This window comes from Gracilibacillus salitolerans (assembly GCF_009650095.1).
GTDB lineage: Bacteria > Bacillota > Bacilli > Bacillales > Amphibacillaceae > Gracilibacillus > Gracilibacillus salitolerans.
The window spans coordinates 1-17,461 of the sequence record NZ_CP045915.1 but is presented as its reverse complement, the minus strand read 5'-3'; the positions used below and the strand labels follow the sequence as shown (position 1 = coordinate 17,461).

The 17,461-nt window shown below is 36.1% G+C and carries 13 protein-coding genes and 1 other annotated feature; all 13 genes read right to left on the bottom strand.

Features of this window, described 5'->3' with window-relative positions:
- Window positions 1-100: 100 nt before the first annotated feature.
- The gene (serS, locus tag GI584_RS00065; protein WP_153789851.1) at window positions 101-1,375 is read right to left on the bottom strand and encodes a serine--tRNA ligase; all 1,275 of its coding nucleotides are present in this window, start codon (window positions 1,373-1,375) and stop codon (window positions 101-103) included.
- 136 nt (window positions 1,376-1,511) lie between these two features.
- Window positions 1,512-1,724: a binding site (T-box leader), on the bottom strand.
- Window positions 1,725-1,780: 56 nt separating this feature from the next.
- On the bottom strand, window positions 1,781-2,350 hold the full coding sequence (gene pdxT, locus GI584_RS00060; RefSeq protein ID WP_100358401.1) for a pyridoxal 5'-phosphate synthase glutaminase subunit PdxT: 570 nt from the start codon (window positions 2,348-2,350) through the stop codon (window positions 1,781-1,783).
- Window positions 2,351-2,370: 20 nt separating this feature from the next.
- The gene (gene pdxS, locus GI584_RS00055) at window positions 2,371-3,255 is read right to left on the bottom strand and encodes a pyridoxal 5'-phosphate synthase lyase subunit PdxS (RefSeq protein ID WP_100358402.1); all 885 of its coding nucleotides are present in this window, start codon (window positions 3,253-3,255) and stop codon (window positions 2,371-2,373) included.
- Window positions 3,256-3,359: 104 nt separating this feature from the next.
- Window positions 3,360-4,700 carry a serine hydrolase gene (locus tag GI584_RS00050; RefSeq protein ID WP_153789850.1) on the bottom strand — a complete coding sequence of 447 codons (1,341 nt, stop codon included), beginning with the start codon at window positions 4,698-4,700 and terminating at the stop codon, window positions 3,360-3,362.
- A 184-nt stretch (window positions 4,701-4,884) separates the two neighbouring features.
- Window positions 4,885-6,357: an IMP dehydrogenase gene (guaB, locus tag GI584_RS00045; RefSeq protein ID WP_100358404.1), complete on the bottom strand. Its 1,473-nt coding sequence runs from the start codon at window positions 6,355-6,357 to the stop codon at window positions 4,885-4,887.
- Between the two features lie 835 nt (window positions 6,358-7,192).
- A complete protein-coding gene (locus GI584_RS00040; RefSeq protein ID WP_228552454.1) occupies window positions 7,193-8,278 on the bottom strand; it encodes an HD-GYP domain-containing protein in 1,086 nt (361 codons plus the stop codon).
- Between the two features lie 23 nt (window positions 8,279-8,301).
- Complete coding sequence (gyrA, locus tag GI584_RS00035; protein ID WP_100358407.1) at window positions 8,302-10,776, bottom strand: DNA gyrase subunit A; 2,475 nt, start codon at window positions 10,774-10,776, stop codon at window positions 8,302-8,304.
- A gap of 63 nt (window positions 10,777-10,839) precedes the next feature.
- Window positions 10,840-12,747: a DNA topoisomerase (ATP-hydrolyzing) subunit B gene (gene gyrB / locus GI584_RS00030; protein ID WP_407647423.1), complete on the bottom strand. Its 1,908-nt coding sequence runs from the start codon at window positions 12,745-12,747 to the stop codon at window positions 10,840-10,842.
- A 52-nt stretch (window positions 12,748-12,799) separates the two neighbouring features.
- A complete protein-coding gene (gene remB, locus GI584_RS00025; protein WP_100358409.1) occupies window positions 12,800-13,087 on the bottom strand; it encodes an extracellular matrix regulator RemB in 288 nt (95 codons plus the stop codon).
- 14 nt (window positions 13,088-13,101) lie between these two features.
- On the bottom strand, window positions 13,102-14,214 hold the full coding sequence (gene recF, locus GI584_RS00020; RefSeq protein ID WP_153789849.1) for a DNA replication/repair protein RecF: 1,113 nt from the start codon (window positions 14,212-14,214) through the stop codon (window positions 13,102-13,104).
- A 24-nt stretch (window positions 14,215-14,238) separates the two neighbouring features.
- Window positions 14,239-14,463, bottom strand: a complete 225-nt coding sequence (gene yaaA, locus GI584_RS00015; protein ID WP_018933827.1) for a S4 domain-containing protein YaaA — start codon at window positions 14,461-14,463, stop codon at window positions 14,239-14,241.
- Between the two features lie 310 nt (window positions 14,464-14,773).
- Window positions 14,774-15,916, bottom strand: coding sequence for a DNA polymerase III subunit beta (gene dnaN / locus GI584_RS00010; protein WP_100358411.1), 1,143 nt, complete (start codon window positions 15,914-15,916; stop codon window positions 14,774-14,776).
- Between the two features lie 192 nt (window positions 15,917-16,108).
- Window positions 16,109-17,461 (bottom strand): chromosomal replication initiator protein DnaA, encoded by a 1,353-nt coding sequence (dnaA, locus tag GI584_RS00005; protein WP_100358412.1) that lies wholly within the window; start codon window positions 17,459-17,461, stop codon window positions 16,109-16,111.

The following is a 17,461-nucleotide window of genomic DNA, read 5'->3' as shown; positions in this document are numbered from 1 at the left end:
GAATTTGCTGACGACAAGTAATAATATAGCATATTCCCGAAATAGAGTCAATAGTTTTTTAACGTCTATCTTAAAAAAAATTAAGATAGACGTTATCTTGTTATTTAATTACTGTTTTTCCACCCATATATGGTACCAATACTTCCGGTATCTGTACAGTACCATCTTCTTGTTGATAATTTTCAATAATAGCAGAAACCGTACGCCCCACTGCTAAACCAGATCCGTTTAACGTGTGAACAAATTCTGGCTTTCCTTTTTCCTCACGACGGAACCTTATACCTGCACGTCTTGCCTGGAAATCCTCAAAATTAGAGCAAGAAGAGATTTCACGATACGTATCATTACTTGGCATCCATACTTCGATATCGTATTTTTTGGCAGCTGTAAATCCTAAATCAGCTGTACACATGCTCATGACACGATAAGGTAATTTTAATAGTTGTAATACTTTTTCCGCGTGCCCTGTTAATTCTTCCAGAACATGATAGGAATCTTCTGGCTTTACAAATTGCACTAATTCCACTTTATTAAATTGATGCTGGCGAATTAAACCTCTTGTATCTCTACCAGCAGATCCTGCCTCAGAACGGAAACTTCCACTAAAGGCAGCAAATTTTTGAGGTACGTCTTCTGCTTTTAAAATTTCTTCCCGATAATAATTGGTTACTGGTACTTCAGCTGTTGGAACTAAGAAATAATCCCAACCTTCCACTTTAAAGGCATCTTCTTCAAACTTCGGCAATTGGCCAGTCCCGGTCATGCTTGTGCGGTTTACCATGTATGGTGGCAGCATTTCTTGATAACCATGCTCATCTGCGTGCAAATCCATCATAAAGTTTATTAAAGCACGTTCTAAACGAGCGCCTAAACCTTTGTAAAAAACAAATCGGCTTCCTGTTACTTTTGCTGCTCTTTCAAAATCTAATATATCTAACTCGGTTGCTATATCCCAATGTGCTTTCCCCTCAAAATCTAAGCTTGGAACTTCTCCCCATTTGCGCACTTCGATATTGTCATCTTCTGAATCGCCTACCGGAGTTGATTCATGTGGGATATTTGGGATAGACAGCATCAATAACTCAAGCTCTTCTTCTACTTGTCGAAGTTCTTGATCAATAGTTTTGATTCGGTCCCCAACTTCACGCATTTCAACAATCATGTCATCAGCGTTTTTCTTTTCCTTTTTCAATAAAGAGATTTGCTTAGATACTTCATTACGTTTTGCTTTTAATTGTTCCGTTTCAGCAATCAGTTCTCTTCTTTTTTCATCCAGATCCCCGAAACGATCCAAATCTGTTAAGTCTTCTCCACGGTTTGCTAATTTCTCTTTCACTTCATCAAAATTTTTGCGTAACATTTTCATGTCTAACATAACTATTACCTCCTATTAAATTTTAGTTAATTATAAGGTGAATGTTCTTTTTAAAAAATTCTTTTCGCATCCCCTGTGTCTTTTGGAAGACAGCCTTTTAAAATATAAAAAACTCCCGTCCCATACTACACTTATTAGTAGGGACGAGAGTTTACCCGCGATACCACCCTGATTGGAGAATAGACTTCTCCCGGCTTCATTATCTATAACGGCTTGTCACCGAATACATGTACTATCATTTCCATGTACTGCTCCAGGATGGATTCGCTTATCTTTTATACCGGTTTGCACCAGCCACCGGCTCTCTTCTATAAAACAATAAGCTACTAGTTCCTGTCATCACTTTACTATATATTCGCTCTATACATTATCCAATACCGAGTTCTTTTACTTGTTATTATTATATTATTTTTCCACCATTTTGACAAAGTATTCTGTTAAACGGTGGTCATCCGTTAATTCCGGATGAAATGCGCTACATAAATAATGACCTTGCTTTGCTGCAACAATTTTATCCTGGTATGTGGCTAAGACTTCTACTTCTGGTCCAACTTCCACTACATATGGTGCACGAATAAAGACCGCTTCAAAATTATTTGCAACACCTTTAAGATCTATTTCTACTTCAAAAGATTCACGTTGTCTGCCAAAAGCATTGCGTTCTACCTTCATATCCATTAACGATAAATGTGCCTCATCTTGTCCTACAATATTATTTGCCAATAAGATAAGACCAGCACAAGTACCAAAGATCGGCTTCCCTTGTTTACCAAAGTCCACTAACGCATCCAAAAAATCATATTTATCAATAAGTCGACGCATTGTTGTACTCTCGCCGCCAGGTATAATTAATCCATCTATGTCAGCTAATTGTTCTTTATACTTAATAATGATACCTTCAGCTCCAGCTGCTTCAACGGAACGAGCATGTTCACGAATTGCACCTTGTAAGCCTAATACTCCGATTTTTACCATTACTTTTTACTCCTCACTACTTACCAACCACGATCTTGCATACGCTCTTCTGGAGCAATTGTACTAATTTCTAATCCCTTCATTGCTGTACCAATGCCTTTGGATACTTTTGAAATTAAGTCGTAGTCTTCATAATGTGTTGTTGCTTCTACAATCGCTCTTGCAAAGTTAGCAGGATTATCTGATTTAAAGATACCTGAACCAACAAATACTCCATCAGCACCAAGTTGCATCATTAATGCCGCATCCGCTGGAGTAGCTATACCACCAGCAGCAAAGTTTACAACTGGTAAACGGCCATTTTCTTTAATTTCAAGTAATACTTCATATGGTGCACCTAGTTCTTTAGCATATGTCATCACTTCATCTTCATTCATATTTACAAGCTTACGAACTTGTCCGTTAACTTCACGCATATGACGAACTGCTTCGACAATATTACCTGTACCAGGTTCACCTTTCGTTCGTAACATGGAAGAACCTTCACCAATTCGACGAGCTGCTTCACCTAAGTTACGGCAACCACATACAAAAGGTACGGTATAATCTCTTTTATTTAAGTGATACACTTCATCTGCTGGTGTTAACACTTCACTCTCATCAATATAGTCTACACCCATAGCTTCTAGCACACGAGCTTCTACAATATGACCGATACGGGCTTTTGCCATAACCGGAATAGAAACAGCATTCATAACTTCTTCTACAATTGTAGGGTCAGCCATACGTGCTACCCCACCAGCTGCACGAATATCAGATGGTACTCGTTCTAATGCCATAACTGCAACAGCACCAGCTTCTTCAGCAATTTTCGCTTGTTCTGCATTGACAACGTCCATAATAACGCCGCCTTTTTGCATTTCTGCCATACCTCTTTTTACTCTATCTGTACCTACTTTAGACATTCTTATGTTCCTCCTAAAATTATGAACTATAAACGATCAATTTCATCCTCTTACATTATATAACAAAAAATGCACAAATGCCAACTGCTATAATAGGAATTAAATTAGCTAAATAACCCTTTAAAAAAATCTACTACTGTCATAAAAACATTTGCAAAGAAGTTACCAATCGCTCCTAGTGATAGCATAAACCAGTTTTGTTTTTCAACTCCAGCAGTTGTTACTAGATCTACACGTTGATCACTGGTGTCGCCACCAATATAACCGTAATCTACATCACCATTATACTGAAGAATCGCTTCTCCTATTTTTTCACCAGATTCAAGTGGCGCTTCTAAATTACCATCTTCTGTTAATTTATCTTCATCGATCTCATATCGTATATCATATAGTTCTTCTTCACCAGCTTTTATCATCGTTTCGAACGATTCTGCTGTGGTAATCTCTACTTCCTTTTCTTTTCCTTTTGATACAGGTAAAGAAGATTCCTCTTCTAACTGATAATTATCTGGAAATAGTTCTACTGTTTCAAATTTTGAGAAACCATACTCCATTAAATTTTTCGTTTCAACAAAACGTTCATCTTTGCTGCTCGTTTTCATTACTACTGTAATAATCCGGCGGTCTCCTTGTTGTGCTGTACCTGTAAAGCAGTATCCAGCTGCATCTGTATGACCAGTCTTTAATCCATCTACACCTTCATATCCAAATTGTGTAAAATTATTTCCTTCCCATGGCAACATCCAATTTAGGTTTTCTAACTCTCTTCCATCTAATTCAGATAACGTTGTACTCGAAAAGTCTAATGCCTCAGGATAATCATTAATTAGATGATAGGCTAATAACGCTGCTGAACGAGCTGATAATAAATTATCGGCATCCGCTTCTGTTCCTTCTGGATGATATTCTCCTAAATCTGTATTGGATAAACCAGTAGAATTAACAAATTTATATTCTTGTAATCCCATTTCTTCTGCCTTATCATTCATCATTTGGACAAATTCACCTTCTGAACCTGCTACTAGTTCTGCTAGCGCGACAGTTGTCGCATTATCAGAAATAATAGCCATTCCTTCATACAATTCACGGACTGTGTAACCTTTATCTTGTATTAAACCAATCCCTGAAAAAGCATTGTTCGATGATAACCAATAAGGATAATCTCCGATTTGAGTAGTTGTATCCCAGCTGATTTGACCTTCATTAATGGCTTCTAGAACTAAGTATTCCGTCATCATTTTCGTCATACTAGCTGGAGGTAATTTTAAATCAGATTGTTTCTCATATAAAACTTTCCCTGTGTTAGCATCGACAATGATAGCCGATTCTGCCTTGACGTCTATATTTTCTGCTGCTTGTACGTTTAAACTATTCATAGAAAATGTAGTGATCATTATCAATGAAACCACTACCAAAATGCTTATCTTTTTCATTACATCTTTCACTTTTCCTACCTCCGACTATTTTTTTACACGAAACAATTTTATCACAACTACTTCAAATAGAAAATAACGCTATATAACTATAGTTCATATACGGGAAAAAGAAAACTTGGGTAACCCAAGTTTTCCTCAATCTTTTTTACTATATATGATTTACCACGGTGCTAACCATCATGGAATTCTCACTTTATGATAAAGAATAGTTTGGCGACTCTTTCGTAATTTGAACATCATGTGGATGACTTTCGCGTAATCCTGCCCCTGTCATACGAATAAATTTGGCATCATTTCGTAATGCTTCGATATCAGCTGATCCACAGTAACCCATGCCAGATCTGAGACCACCAATCAATTGATGAACCGTATCGGCTAAAGGTCCTTTATAGGCTACACGACCTTCAATGCCTTCTGGTACCAGTTTCTTAGCATCCTGTGAGTCTTGGAAATATCGATCATTAGAACCAGATTTCATGGACGTTACAGATCCCATACCACGATATACTTTATATCTTCTACCTTGGAAGATTTCAGTTTCACCAGGGCTTTCTGTTACCCCTGCAAACAAGCTTCCTAACATGACTGCATGCGCACCAGCTGCGATTGCCTTGGCTATATCACCGGAGTACTTAATACCGCCATCAGCAATAACTGGAATATTATATTTTTCTGCTTCTGTCGCACAATCATTTACTGCTGTAATTTGAGGGACACCGACACCTGCTACTACTCTTGTTGTACAGATAGAACCAGGACCAATACCTACCTTGATAATATTCGCTCCTGCTTCAATTAGTGCTTTTGTCGCTTCTGCAGTGGCTACATTTCCAGCAATAATATCAATATCAGGATATTTAGCTCGAACGCGTTTAACTTGTTCAATAACACCTTGTGAATGTCCATGTGCTGTGTCAATAACTAATACATCCACACCAGCTTCTACTAGTTTATCAATACGTGTCATCGAATCTGCTGTTACTCCAACAGCAGCACCAGCTAATAGGCGTCCTTGCTTGTCCTTAGCAGAATGAGGAAATTCAATTACTTTCTCAATATCTTTGATCGTAATAAGTCCTTTTAAAACATTATCATCATCAACTAGTGGCAATTTTTCAATTTTATGTTTTTGTAAGATCTTACTTGCCTCTTCTAAAGTTGTACCAACTGGTGCTGTTACTAAGTTTTCACTAGTCATTACATCAGCAATTTTAATCGAATAATCCTCAATAAAGCGCAAATCACGATTCGTTAAAATCCCTACTAGTTTTTGTTCTTCCTCATTATTTACGATAGGTACACCAGAAATACGAAATTTACCCATTAAATGTTCTGCATCAAAAACTTGATGATCAGGCAATAAGAAAAAAGGGTTCGAAATAACTCCACTTTCAGAGCGCTTCACACGGTCTACTTGTTCTGCTTGTTCTTCAATAGACATGTTTTTATGAATAACGCCAATTCCACCTTGTCTTGCAATGGAAATAGCCAACTTCGCTTCTGTTACAGTATCCATCCCAGCACTTATAAATGGAATATTTAGCGTAATATTTTCTGATAGCTTTGTCTTTACTGATACATCTCTAGGTAGTACATTAGATTCCGCTGGTAATAATAAGACATCATCAAACGTTAAACCTTCTTTACTAAATTTATCTGTTCTCATCGGTGAACCTCCTTAAATTATTGTTGTTTTATTGAGAAATAATGGAAGAGAAATGAAGCTCTTCATCACTAGAGTTTCATCTATTTTTTGAGGGTTGTATCCTTAACTATTGTTAATTACAATACGATATGTTTCAGGGTTTTTCAACCTTTTTTTTTCGTTATTCCATACGCTGAAAACAGCGATATGATCAAATCAATAATGTAAGAGGTTACAATATGTAAATTTTTTTTACAAAGTTGATAGAACTATACTAAGAACCCACCCCTCCACCATCCTGCTCTTCTAATTCACAATAGATAAAAACTGCGACATAGTGAAAATTTTCTCCCATCCTGATTTTTGATAAGTGGTTTGGACACGCTTCGGCAGAATACTTCGCTTTCCGTGGGCACGGCTTCAGCTAACTAGGTAAAGACAGTCACTTTACCTAGTGGATCTTCAGCTCGCGCTGTTCCTACAGGAGTCTGCGTATTCTGCCTCCGCTAATTTTGGAGTTCTGATTGTTGAAAGAAATGGACTCATGGAACTATATTCTTGGAACTTTCTATCACTTTATTAGAACACTATTCAAAGCTGCGGAAAAATGCGACACTCCTGTGGGAAAGGAACAGTCTGAAGACCCCGCAGTGAGCGTTCTTTGCTCGCGAGGAGGCTGAAGCGTTCCCCACGGAAAGGGGGTGTTTTTCCGCAGCGTCGGACTAGCACTCATCTCAAATAGAATCGGAGGGAGAAAGGAACACAAAAGTTACTTCGCAGTTTATGGACTATGCACATAATTTTATTCTTGCCTAATTTCATAAAAAAAAACAGGCAACCGTTTTGGTTACCTGTTCTATTCTGTAATAATATTTTCAATAAAGATTGCTTGTTTTTCATTTAATTTTATTATTTCATCACTATCCATTAATCTTACCATTGGCCTTGTTGGTTGGTTAGAATCAATAAAAATAATATATGCTTCTTTACCAGTTGAGAGCATAACACGTGTACCAACCGTGTAATTCATAAGTGTATCAATAAATTTCTGCAGTACAGGATAATCAAACTTTTGATACTTCAATTTCAACATTTCTTCAATAACCTTAAAAGGTGATTGTTTCCTCCGGTAAACACGCTCTGATGTCATGGCGTGGTAGGTATCACTTACTGCTATAATTTTAGCAAAGGGATGTATCTTGTCCTCTCTTGCTCCAAGAGGATATCCACTACCATCCATTCTTTCATGATGCTGTAAGATCGCCAATTTCATGTCCTTTGTTACGGAAGGAATATCTTCTACCATTCGATAGGATAATGTCGGGTGTTTCTTTATTTCTTCATATTCGGCTATTGTTAATCTTGATTCTTTCATTAACCAATTTTCGTTTAATTTTGCCATTCCGCTATCAGCCAGAATAGCTGCGATACCAGCTTGGATCCAATCTTTTTCATACCCTAGTTTTCTTGCAAGATGTGCTGATAATAAGGCAATAGATACACCGTGATGATAGAAATAGTCTTGTTTGGAAGCAAACTTATGTAATAAAAATAAATCTAAACTGATATCTTTTACATAATCAAATAATGGCATCATCATTTTTCGTACTTGATAGATATCAATAGGACTTCCACCTTGCCATTTTTGAAACATTTCTTTGTAACCTGAGACTGTATCAAGGTATAAAGTTTCAAAGGAAGCTCGCGACTTCCTTTGAACATTTTTTCGTGAAGAATGCCCAGCAACCATCATTTTTTTAGGGGTAAAAAGACTTCCTGATGCTAATTTTTCAGATACCTCAACAGAATCAATATTAAAGTGTTTTAAGACTTTAATATGTTCTTCATTAATTACTGTATTTTCATCAATAATTGGATGTCTAGTTTTTCCTAAAACCTGCTTGGTGATAATACATCCAGGTATTAGCTGTTGTGGATGCACCTGCAACTGGATCACACCCTTTACTATTTTTCTATCTCTTCTTCATTACCCTCTTCTAATATCTCTTCCTCACGATCTACCTTTGCTACTGTTGCAACTTTTTCCTCTTCCTGTAAACGAATGAGACGAACCCCTTGTGTATTTCTACCTGTTGTGGAGATTCCCTCTACTTGCATTCGAATTAAGACACCAGATACGGTCATGATCATAATATCTTCTTCAGCAGTGACATTTTTAACGGCTACTACTTTACCGGTTTTTTCGGTAATGTTAGCAGTAAATATCCCTTTACCACCACGATTTGTTCTTCGATATTCTTCAACAGGTGTTCGTTTTCCATAGCCATTCTCTGTTACGTTCAGTACATACTGGTCTTTCTCAAGAATTTCCATCGAAACAACCTCATCGTCGCCTCGTAATGAAATACCTTTTACACCAGCTGCTGTTCTTCCCATGGAACGGATTTGACTTTCTTCGAATCGAATAACATAACCATTATTTGTACCGATTAAGATGTCTTTTTGGCCATCTGTTAAACGAACAGAGATTAATTCATCACCTTCACGCAAGTTTAACGCAATCAGACCACCTTTACGGATGTTCGCAAATTGTGGAAGCGCCGTTCTTTTAGACACACCATATTTTGTTGTAAAGAATAGATACCAGTCTTCTTTAAATTCACTGACAGTAATAACGGCATTAATCCATTCGCCTTGTTCCACTTCTAATAAATTGATAATCGGAAGACCTTTCGCTGCACGATTAAATTCAGGAATTTCATACCCTTTCGAACGATATACTTTTCCTTTATTAGAGAAGAAGAGTACCGTATCATGTGTTGAACAAGAGACTAAATGTTCCACAAAATCATCGTCATTCGTACCCATTCCCTGTACTCCACGGCCTCCACGTCTTTGTGCCCGATATGTCGAAGCAGGCAGACGTTTAATATAACCCCTGTGTGTCAGGGTAATAACAATACTTTCCTCTGGAATTAAATCTTCATCTTCGATCAGATCTATTCCACCTGATACAATTTCTGTTCTTCTTTCGTCACTATACTTTTCTTTTATTTCTAATAATTCTTCACGAATGATTTCGAGAATTTTCTCCTCATTCGCCAAGATTTCCTTCAATTCTTTAATTAACTCCATAATCTGGCTATATTCATCTTCAATCTTTTCACGTTCTAAACCAGTTAAACGCTGTAAACGCATGTCTAAAATAGCTTGAGCTTGCTTTTCAGAAAGATTAAATTGATTCATTAAGCCATCACGGGCAATTTCGGTTGTGTTGGATTGGCGAATTAAAGTGATAATCTGATCAATATGATCAAGTGCAATCCGTAAACCTTCGAGGATATGTGCACGTGCTTCTGCTTTATTTAAATCATATTGCGTTCTTCTCGTAATAATTTCTTTTTGGTGCTCTAAATAATATTCCAAACATTGCTTTAAATTTAATACTTTCGGCTGTCCATCCACTAAAGCTAGCATATTGATACCAAAAGACGTTTGTAAAGATGTCTGTTTATATAAGTTATTTAACACAACGTTTGGATTCGCATCTCGGCGTAATTCAATCACAACACGCATACCGTTACGATCTGATTCATCGCGCAAATCAGTTATACCCTCAATACGCTTATCTCTAGCTAAATCAGCAATTTTTTCGATCAACTTAGCTTTGTTCACTTGGTATGGAAGTTCCGAAACTAGGATTCTTGATTTACCATTCGCTTGTTCTTCTATCTCCGTTTTGGAACGAATCGTAATGGATCCTTTTCCGGTCTCAAAAGCTCTTCTAATACCACTTCGTCCCAAAATTTGACCAGCTGTCGGAAAGTCAGGACCATAAATATATTCTTCCATTAACTCGCTAATCGAAATTTCAGGATTCTCACTAATCGCTAAGATAGCATCAATTGTTTCTCCTAAATGATGTGGAGGGATATTTGTTGCCATCCCTACTGCAATACCAGAAGCCCCATTCACTAAAAGGTTAGGGAACTTAGCAGGTAATACTTTCGGTTCTCTTTCCGAACCATCATAGTTATCTGTGTAATCAATGGTATCTTTATTAATATCTCGTAACATTTCCATTGAGATCTTAGACATTCTGGCTTCTGTATAACGCATTGCTGCTGGTGGATCACCATCTACTGAACCGAAGTTTCCATGGCCATCTACAAGCATATAGCGATAACTGAAGTCTTGTGCCATCCTTACCATTGCTTCATAGACAGCAGAGTCACCGTGTGGGTGATACTTACCAATAACATCCCCAACAATACGAGCGGATTTTTTATATGCTTTATCCGCATGCATACCCTGGTCATTTAACGCATATAATATTCGACGATGAACAGGTTTCATCCCGTCTCTAACATCAGGTAAAGCACGAGCCACAATTACACTCATTGCATAATCTAAAAAAGATGTTCTCATTTCTTGCCCTATATTAATTTCTTGAACTTGTGGACGGTTTTGATCCACCATATTTGATTACCTCCTATTTCACTGCAGGAAGACGTGAAAATTGCTATTCTGAACAAACCTGGATTAGATGTCCAAATTCTTAACATATACCGCATTATCTTGAATAAAATTACGGCGTGGTTCTACTTTATCACCCATTAGCATGTCAAAAATTTGATCTGCTTCCATTGCATCTTCCAAACTAACTTGCAGCAACGTACGTCCATCAGGATCCATGGTTGTTTCCCACAGCTGTGTTGCATTCATTTCTCCTAAGCCTTTGTAACGTTGTAATCCTGGTTTTGGCTGTTTTGGTAATTCTGCTAGTAATTGATCCAACTCTTTATCTGAATAAGTGTAATGAACAGCTTTGCCTTGCTTTATTTGATACAGAGGTGGTTGTGCAATGTAGATATAGCCATAATCAATTAACGGCCTCATGAATCGGAAGAAAAAGGTTAATAATAAGGTTCTAATATGTGCACCATCAACATCTGCATCGGTCATAATTACAATTTTATGGTATCGAGCTTTGGAAATATCAAATTCTTCGCCAATTCCAGTACCCAGTGCTGTAATAATAGAACGGATCTCATTGTTTGATAAGATTCTGTCTAACCTTGCCTTTTCGACATTAAGTATTTTACCTCTCAATGGTAGAATCGCTTGAAAATGACGATCTCGCCCTTGTTTGGCAGAACCACCGGCTGAGTCTCCCTCTACAATATACAGCTCACTTATTTTCGCATCACGTGACGAGCAATCGGCTAATTTACCTGGAAGATTGGAAACCTCCAAAGCACCTTTACGTCTCGTTAATTCTCTTGCCTTTTTCGCTGCCATTCTAGCTCTTGAAGCCATTAACCCTTTATCTACAATAATTCTTGCTGTATTAGGATTTTCAAATAAAAACTTCGAAAAAAGCTCACTAAAGGCAGAATCTGTAATAGTTCTTGCCTCACTATTTCCTAGTTTCGTCTTCGTTTGACCCTCAAATTGTGGATCCGGGTGTTTAATTGAAATAATCGCTGTTAAACCTTCTCTAACATCATCACCAGTTAGATTCGGGTCATTTTCTTTGAATAAATTATTCTTTCGCGCATAGTCATTAATAACACGAGTTAGACCGGTCTTAAAACCTGATTCGTGTGTTCCACCTTCATGGGTACTAATATTATTAGCGAATGAATATATATTGCTTGCGAATCCGTCGTTATATTGTAAAGCGACTTCCACTTGAATATTATCTTCTTCTTTTTCTGCATAAAAAGGTTCATGTAGAACTTCTTTCGAACGATTTAAATGTTCAACATAAGATCCGATTCCACCTTCATAATAAAAAGTTTCCTCTTCTTGATCTTCTCGATTATCCTTAATAGAAATGCTTAACCCTTTATTCAAGAAGGCTAATTCACGTAATCTTGTTGCCAATATATCGTAATGATACACAGTCGACTCTGTAAATATTTCTGGATCTGGTTTAAATCGAGTTTTTGTTCCCGTAATATCTGTATCTCCAATGACCTCTAAATCATTGGTTAGCTTACCACGAGAAAAGCTAATGTTATATAATTTACCATCACGATGTACATGCACTTCCAATTCACTGGATAAGGCATTTACAACAGAAGCCCCCACACCATGCAGACCACCAGAAACTTTATAACCTCCGCCGCCAAATTTACCTCCAGCATGTAAAACAGTCATAATTGTTTCGACTGCTGGGCGACCTGTCTTCTCATGCATACTGACTGGGATTCCACGACCATTATCTACTACCGTTATACTATTATCTTCTTCAATAAAAACTTGAATATGGTCACAATGACCAGCTAGAGCTTCATCAATACTATTATCAACAATCTCCCAGACTAAATGATGAAGTCCCTTTTCATTCGTTGATCCAATGTACATACCTGGTCTTTTCCGTACTGCTTCTAAGCCTTCTAATACTTGAATTTGATCGGCATCATAGGCTTGTTCCATTGGCATATTCTCATCCATTGTCAATTCAATCACCTACATTCTCTCTCATTGATAATCTTTATTCTTCATCACTATTTTCAGAATAATCCTCTAACCTGCTAATGGTAGAAATCATACTTGCCCTTTTCTTTAACGTTAGGACTGATAACGGGCTGTAATATACATTATCAGCAGTAATAACCACTGCCTTCGTTAATTCCTCATCCGATACAATTACTTGTTGCTTTTGTTTCAATTCATCTAGCATCTCTTCGTTTATGGAAGAAGATGTTACTAAACTATAATCAATTATTCCTATCACATCTTTTGATTGAATAACATGGTCATCCCCAATGTGAATAAACATAATATCCCTACTTTTTACTCGATTATTTTTCCGTTATCTATTCTAAAAATCTCTGCCTTCTCTAGTGTTTGGTGATGAATACCATCAACACTGGTTGTAGAGACAAAGGTTTGGACTTTTCCTTCAATTGTATCTAATAAATGGGATTGTCTGAAATCATCTAATTCACTTAGGACATCATCTAAAAGCAAAATAGGATAATCATTAATTTCCTGATATATAAGTTCTATTTCTGCAAGTTTCAAAGATAGCGCAGTTGTTCTTTGTTGACCTTGTGAACCAAAAGTCTGGACATTTTTCCCATTTACATGAAAGATCAAATCATCTCTATGTGGACCTATCAAGGTCGTGCCACGCTCAACTTCTTTCGTTTCTAACCTCTCAAATGATTCTTTTAGAACTGTTACTATATTTTCCTTTTCATCTGCCTCTGATACATTGATAGTAGGAGCATATTGCAGATCCAAATCTTCAATTCCTCTGCTGATTCCTCTATGTATCTCATTTGCCCAGGTACGTAATCGTTTCATAAATATAAAACGTTTTTCTAAAATAATGGCAGCATGTTCGATTATTTGATCTGTCAGTACACGTAGCATCGTGAGATCATTTGATTTACGCCTTTGAAGTTGCTTCAATAAATGATTTCGCTGCTTTAAGATTTTGACATATTGTCCAAGATGATAAATATAGATTGGCTGAATTTGGCCTATTTCCATATCAATAAAACGTCTTCTAATTTGAGGGCTCCCTTTCACCAGATTTAAATCTTCCGGTGCAAACATAACAATGTTTAAGGCGCCAATATAATCACTAAGACGTTGTTGCTCTAAATGGTTTAATTTAGCTTTTTTTCCTTTATTGGTGAATTGTATTTCCAAGGGAAACTGTTGATTCCTTTTAAATACACTACCTTCTATTTTAGCATAGTTTTGCTCCCATTGAATTAATTCTTTATCTTTTGTGGTTCGATGTGATTTGGAGAACCCTAACACATATATAGCTTCCATTAAGTTTGTTTTCCCTTGAGCATTTTCCCCAATAATCACGTTTATTTTATCATCGAACTGAACAAATAAATGATCATAGTTGCGATAATTAGTTAAACTTAATTGTTGTATATACATTCGAATTTCCTTCCGAATTTAACCTTATTCAGCACTTTTTGTTACAACGAACGTACCAACATCTTCTACATAGACTGTATCCCCAGGATAAAGTTTTTTACCGCGACGTGTTTCTAACTCGTCATTTACATAGACACCATTTTCTTGTAAAAAAACTTTAATCATGCCACCCGACTCAAGAATATTGGCCAATTTTAAAAACTGTCCTAAAGGGATATAATCTGTTGAAATTTCAATTTTTTCTTCCATCGTTTCACCTACTTTATTATCAAGAAAGATATTGGTTATTAGTATAGCCCTTCTATCTATTTTACTAAACATTTGACAAATATAAAAGTAAACCTACTAATTATTTTTTATAAAAGGATAAAATGACATATCTAAAAAGTCGATCTCATGCTAATTCCAATAGTTCATCATATTATACGTTCCATTTTTTGGATAAATTAAAATTAGTTTGATTTGCTCTGTCATTTCCTTTTTGATAAAAAAACACGCGTTTCATTTACTGAAACGCGTGTTTACTTTTTCAACTAACTTGTTTGGCTCTCTGTACTGACTAATATGTTCTGACTGGTAAGATTAGTTGTAATATTTGGTCGTGATCGATTGGTTTAATAATGAATGGTCGCATTGCTCCGGTGAATTCTATTTTTACTTGCTCTGTTTCCATTATTTTTAATGCATCAATCATATATTTTGAACTGAATGATATTTTTAATTCTTCACCATTCATTTTAGCTACGGTAATTTCTTCTTCTACTTTCCCTATTTCTGGTGAATTACTTGAAATTTCAACAATTTCCTGGTCTTTGGTTTGTAGTCGAATAACATTATTATGATTATCTTTTGCAAGTAATGATGCACGATCCACTGCTTGCAGAAGTGTTTTTGTGTCAGCATGAATCACGGTTTTGCTTTCTTCGGGAATTAAGCGTGAAGTTTCTGGATATTTTCCATCTAGTAAGCGTGATAAAAAGTATAAGTGATTATTTTGAAATGCGATTTGATTTTCACTAATACTGATTTGAATTTTATCTTCTGTATCATCTAGAATTTTGCTTAATTCGTTTAAACTTTTTCCCGGAATAACAACTTGATCAAAGGGAAAGTTATTGATTACATCTTGTAAAGGTATTTTACTTGCAGCCAAACGATGACTATCTGTTGCTATAAAATGCAGTTGCTCTTCTTCCACTTTAAGATTAACCCCAGTTAAAATCGGACGTGTTTCAGAAGTAGATACCGCAAATACAGTTTGTTTAATCATATTTTTTAATAGGTTAATTGGTAATTCAAAATGTGTATCGGTTTGAATTTGTGACATTTGCGGATATTCTTCGGCATCTTGTCCATTTAAATGGAATTCAGCATGACCAGATTGTATTGTGATTTGCAACTGTTCATCTACGTTTATTTGAACGGTTGGAGAAGGTAATTTTCTTATGATTTCTGGGAAATACTTCGCATGAACAATAATTTCTCCTTGCTCAATTTCATCAATAAATTGAATTCCTTCTTCTTCTACTGGAATAAAAGATTCAATTGTAATATCGGAGTTACTACCCGTTAACGTTATACCATTATGTGTCGCTTGGATTTTTAGCCCAGCCAAAATAGGAATGGCAGTTTTCGATGAAATAGCTTTTGTTACATGTTGAATACTTTCCATTAATTTATCTCTATTTATTACAATTTTCATTTTAATCCTCCTTGAGGAATATATTTATTTATTATTAATATAATACCGTAATAATAGTAATAGGGCATGTGATTATGTGGATAACTTCAATATCCCTAGTTTGATTAAGTTATCCAGATGTGAATAACTTGTTTGCATGTTTGTTCCATTTATCCACAATACCCACAAGTAAATAGCAGTATGAAAGTTAAGTTACATAGATTTTAATTGTTCTTTTATTTCTTCAATCTCTTTACTTAATAATTCATCTGTAGCTATTAACTTTGATATTTTTTCATGTGCGTGAATAACGGTTGTGTGATCTCTTCCACCGAATTCTTCACCTATTTTAGGTAGTGAAAAATCCGTTAGTTCTCTAGACAAATACATGGCAATTTGTCTTGGAAATGCAATAGATTTAGTACGTTTTTTAGCAGAGAATTCCTCTAACTTAACGTTATACCGTTTTCCGATTTCTTCTTGAATATGCTGTATCGTAATTACTTTTGGTCTGGAAGAAGGGATAATATCTTTTAATGCTTCAGCTGCTAACGAAGCATCAATATCCTGGTTAATAAGAGATGAATAGGCAACTACTCGTATTAATGCCCCTTCTAATTCTCTAATGTTAGTATCAATTTGATTTGCAATATACAGCATCACTTCATTAGGTATGTCTAAACCTTCTGCTTTTGCTTTTTTCCTAAGTATAGCAATCCTTGTCTCCAAATCAGGAGGTGTAATGTCCGTAATAAGTCCCCATTCAAATCGAGAACGCAGTCGATCTTCCAATGTTGGAATTTCCTTAGGTGGCCTGTCACTGGAGATAATAATTTGTTTATTTTCCTCATGTAAAGTATTAAACGTATGGAAAAATTCTTCTTGTGTTTGTTCTTTTCCAGCAAGAAATTGAATATCATCAATTAATAAGACGTCAACATTACGATATTTATTACGGAAATTCACAGCTTTGTTATCACGAATGGAATTGATGAATTCATTCGTAAACTTTTCAGATGAAAGATACACTACTTTCGCGGTTGGATTGTGATCTAATACATAATGACCAATCGCATGCATTAAGTGTGTTTTTCCAAGGCCGACACCACCATAAATAAATAAAGGGTTATATGCCTTTGCTGGAGCTTCCGCAACTGCTAATGATGCAGCATGAGCGAATCTGTTACCAGAACCAATGACAAATGTTTCAAATGTGTATTTATCATTTAACATTGATTTAGGCGATGTTTCACTATTTTGTGTCGGTACAGTTTTTTTCTTTTTCATTTGAGTGAATTCTTCTGTTGTGTCATCTGTACTTTCAGGAATGACAAATTTCACAGCTAATTTTGCACCTGTAAGTTCATATAGAGCATCAGAAATGATCATTGTATATCTTGATTCAAGCCAGTCTCTTGTAAATTCATTTGGAGCAGAGATGATAACCGTATCTTCCTTTAATTGATCAACAGAAGTATTTTTCAACCAGGTATCATAGCTTGGTTTACTTACTTTATCCTTAATTAACTCTAAAGTGTTGCTCCATAAATCTTCGATGTTTTCCAC

Coding starts and splice junctions, on each gene's coding strand:
- yaaA (WP_018933827.1), bottom strand. CDS start 14,463: ATGGAAGAAAAAATTGAAATTTCAACAGATTATATCCCTTTAGGACAG.
- pdxT (WP_100358401.1), bottom strand. CDS start 2,350: ATGGTAAAAATCGGAGTATTAGGCTTACAAGGTGCAATTCGTGAACAT.
- remB (WP_100358409.1), bottom strand. CDS start 13,087: ATGTTTATTCACATTGGGGATGACCATGTTATTCAATCAAAAGATGTG.
- serS (WP_153789851.1), bottom strand. CDS start 1,375: ATGTTAGACATGAAAATGTTACGCAAAAATTTTGATGAAGTGAAAGAG.
- recF (WP_153789849.1), bottom strand. CDS start 14,214: ATGTATATACAACAATTAAGTTTAACTAATTATCGCAACTATGATCAT.
- dnaN (WP_100358411.1), bottom strand. CDS start 15,916: ATGAAAATTGTAATAAATAGAGATAAATTAATGGAAAGTATTCAACAT.
- gyrB (WP_407647423.1), bottom strand. CDS start 12,747: ATGCCAATGGAACAAGCCTATGATGCCGATCAAATTCAAGTATTAGAA.
- guaB (WP_100358404.1), bottom strand. CDS start 6,357: ATGAGAACAGATAAATTTAGTAAAGAAGGTTTAACGTTTGATGATGTC.
- gyrA (WP_100358407.1), bottom strand. CDS start 10,776: ATGGTGGATCAAAACCGTCCACAAGTTCAAGAAATTAATATAGGGCAA.
- pdxS (WP_100358402.1), bottom strand. CDS start 3,255: ATGTCTAAAGTAGGTACAGATAGAGTAAAAAGAGGTATGGCAGAAATG.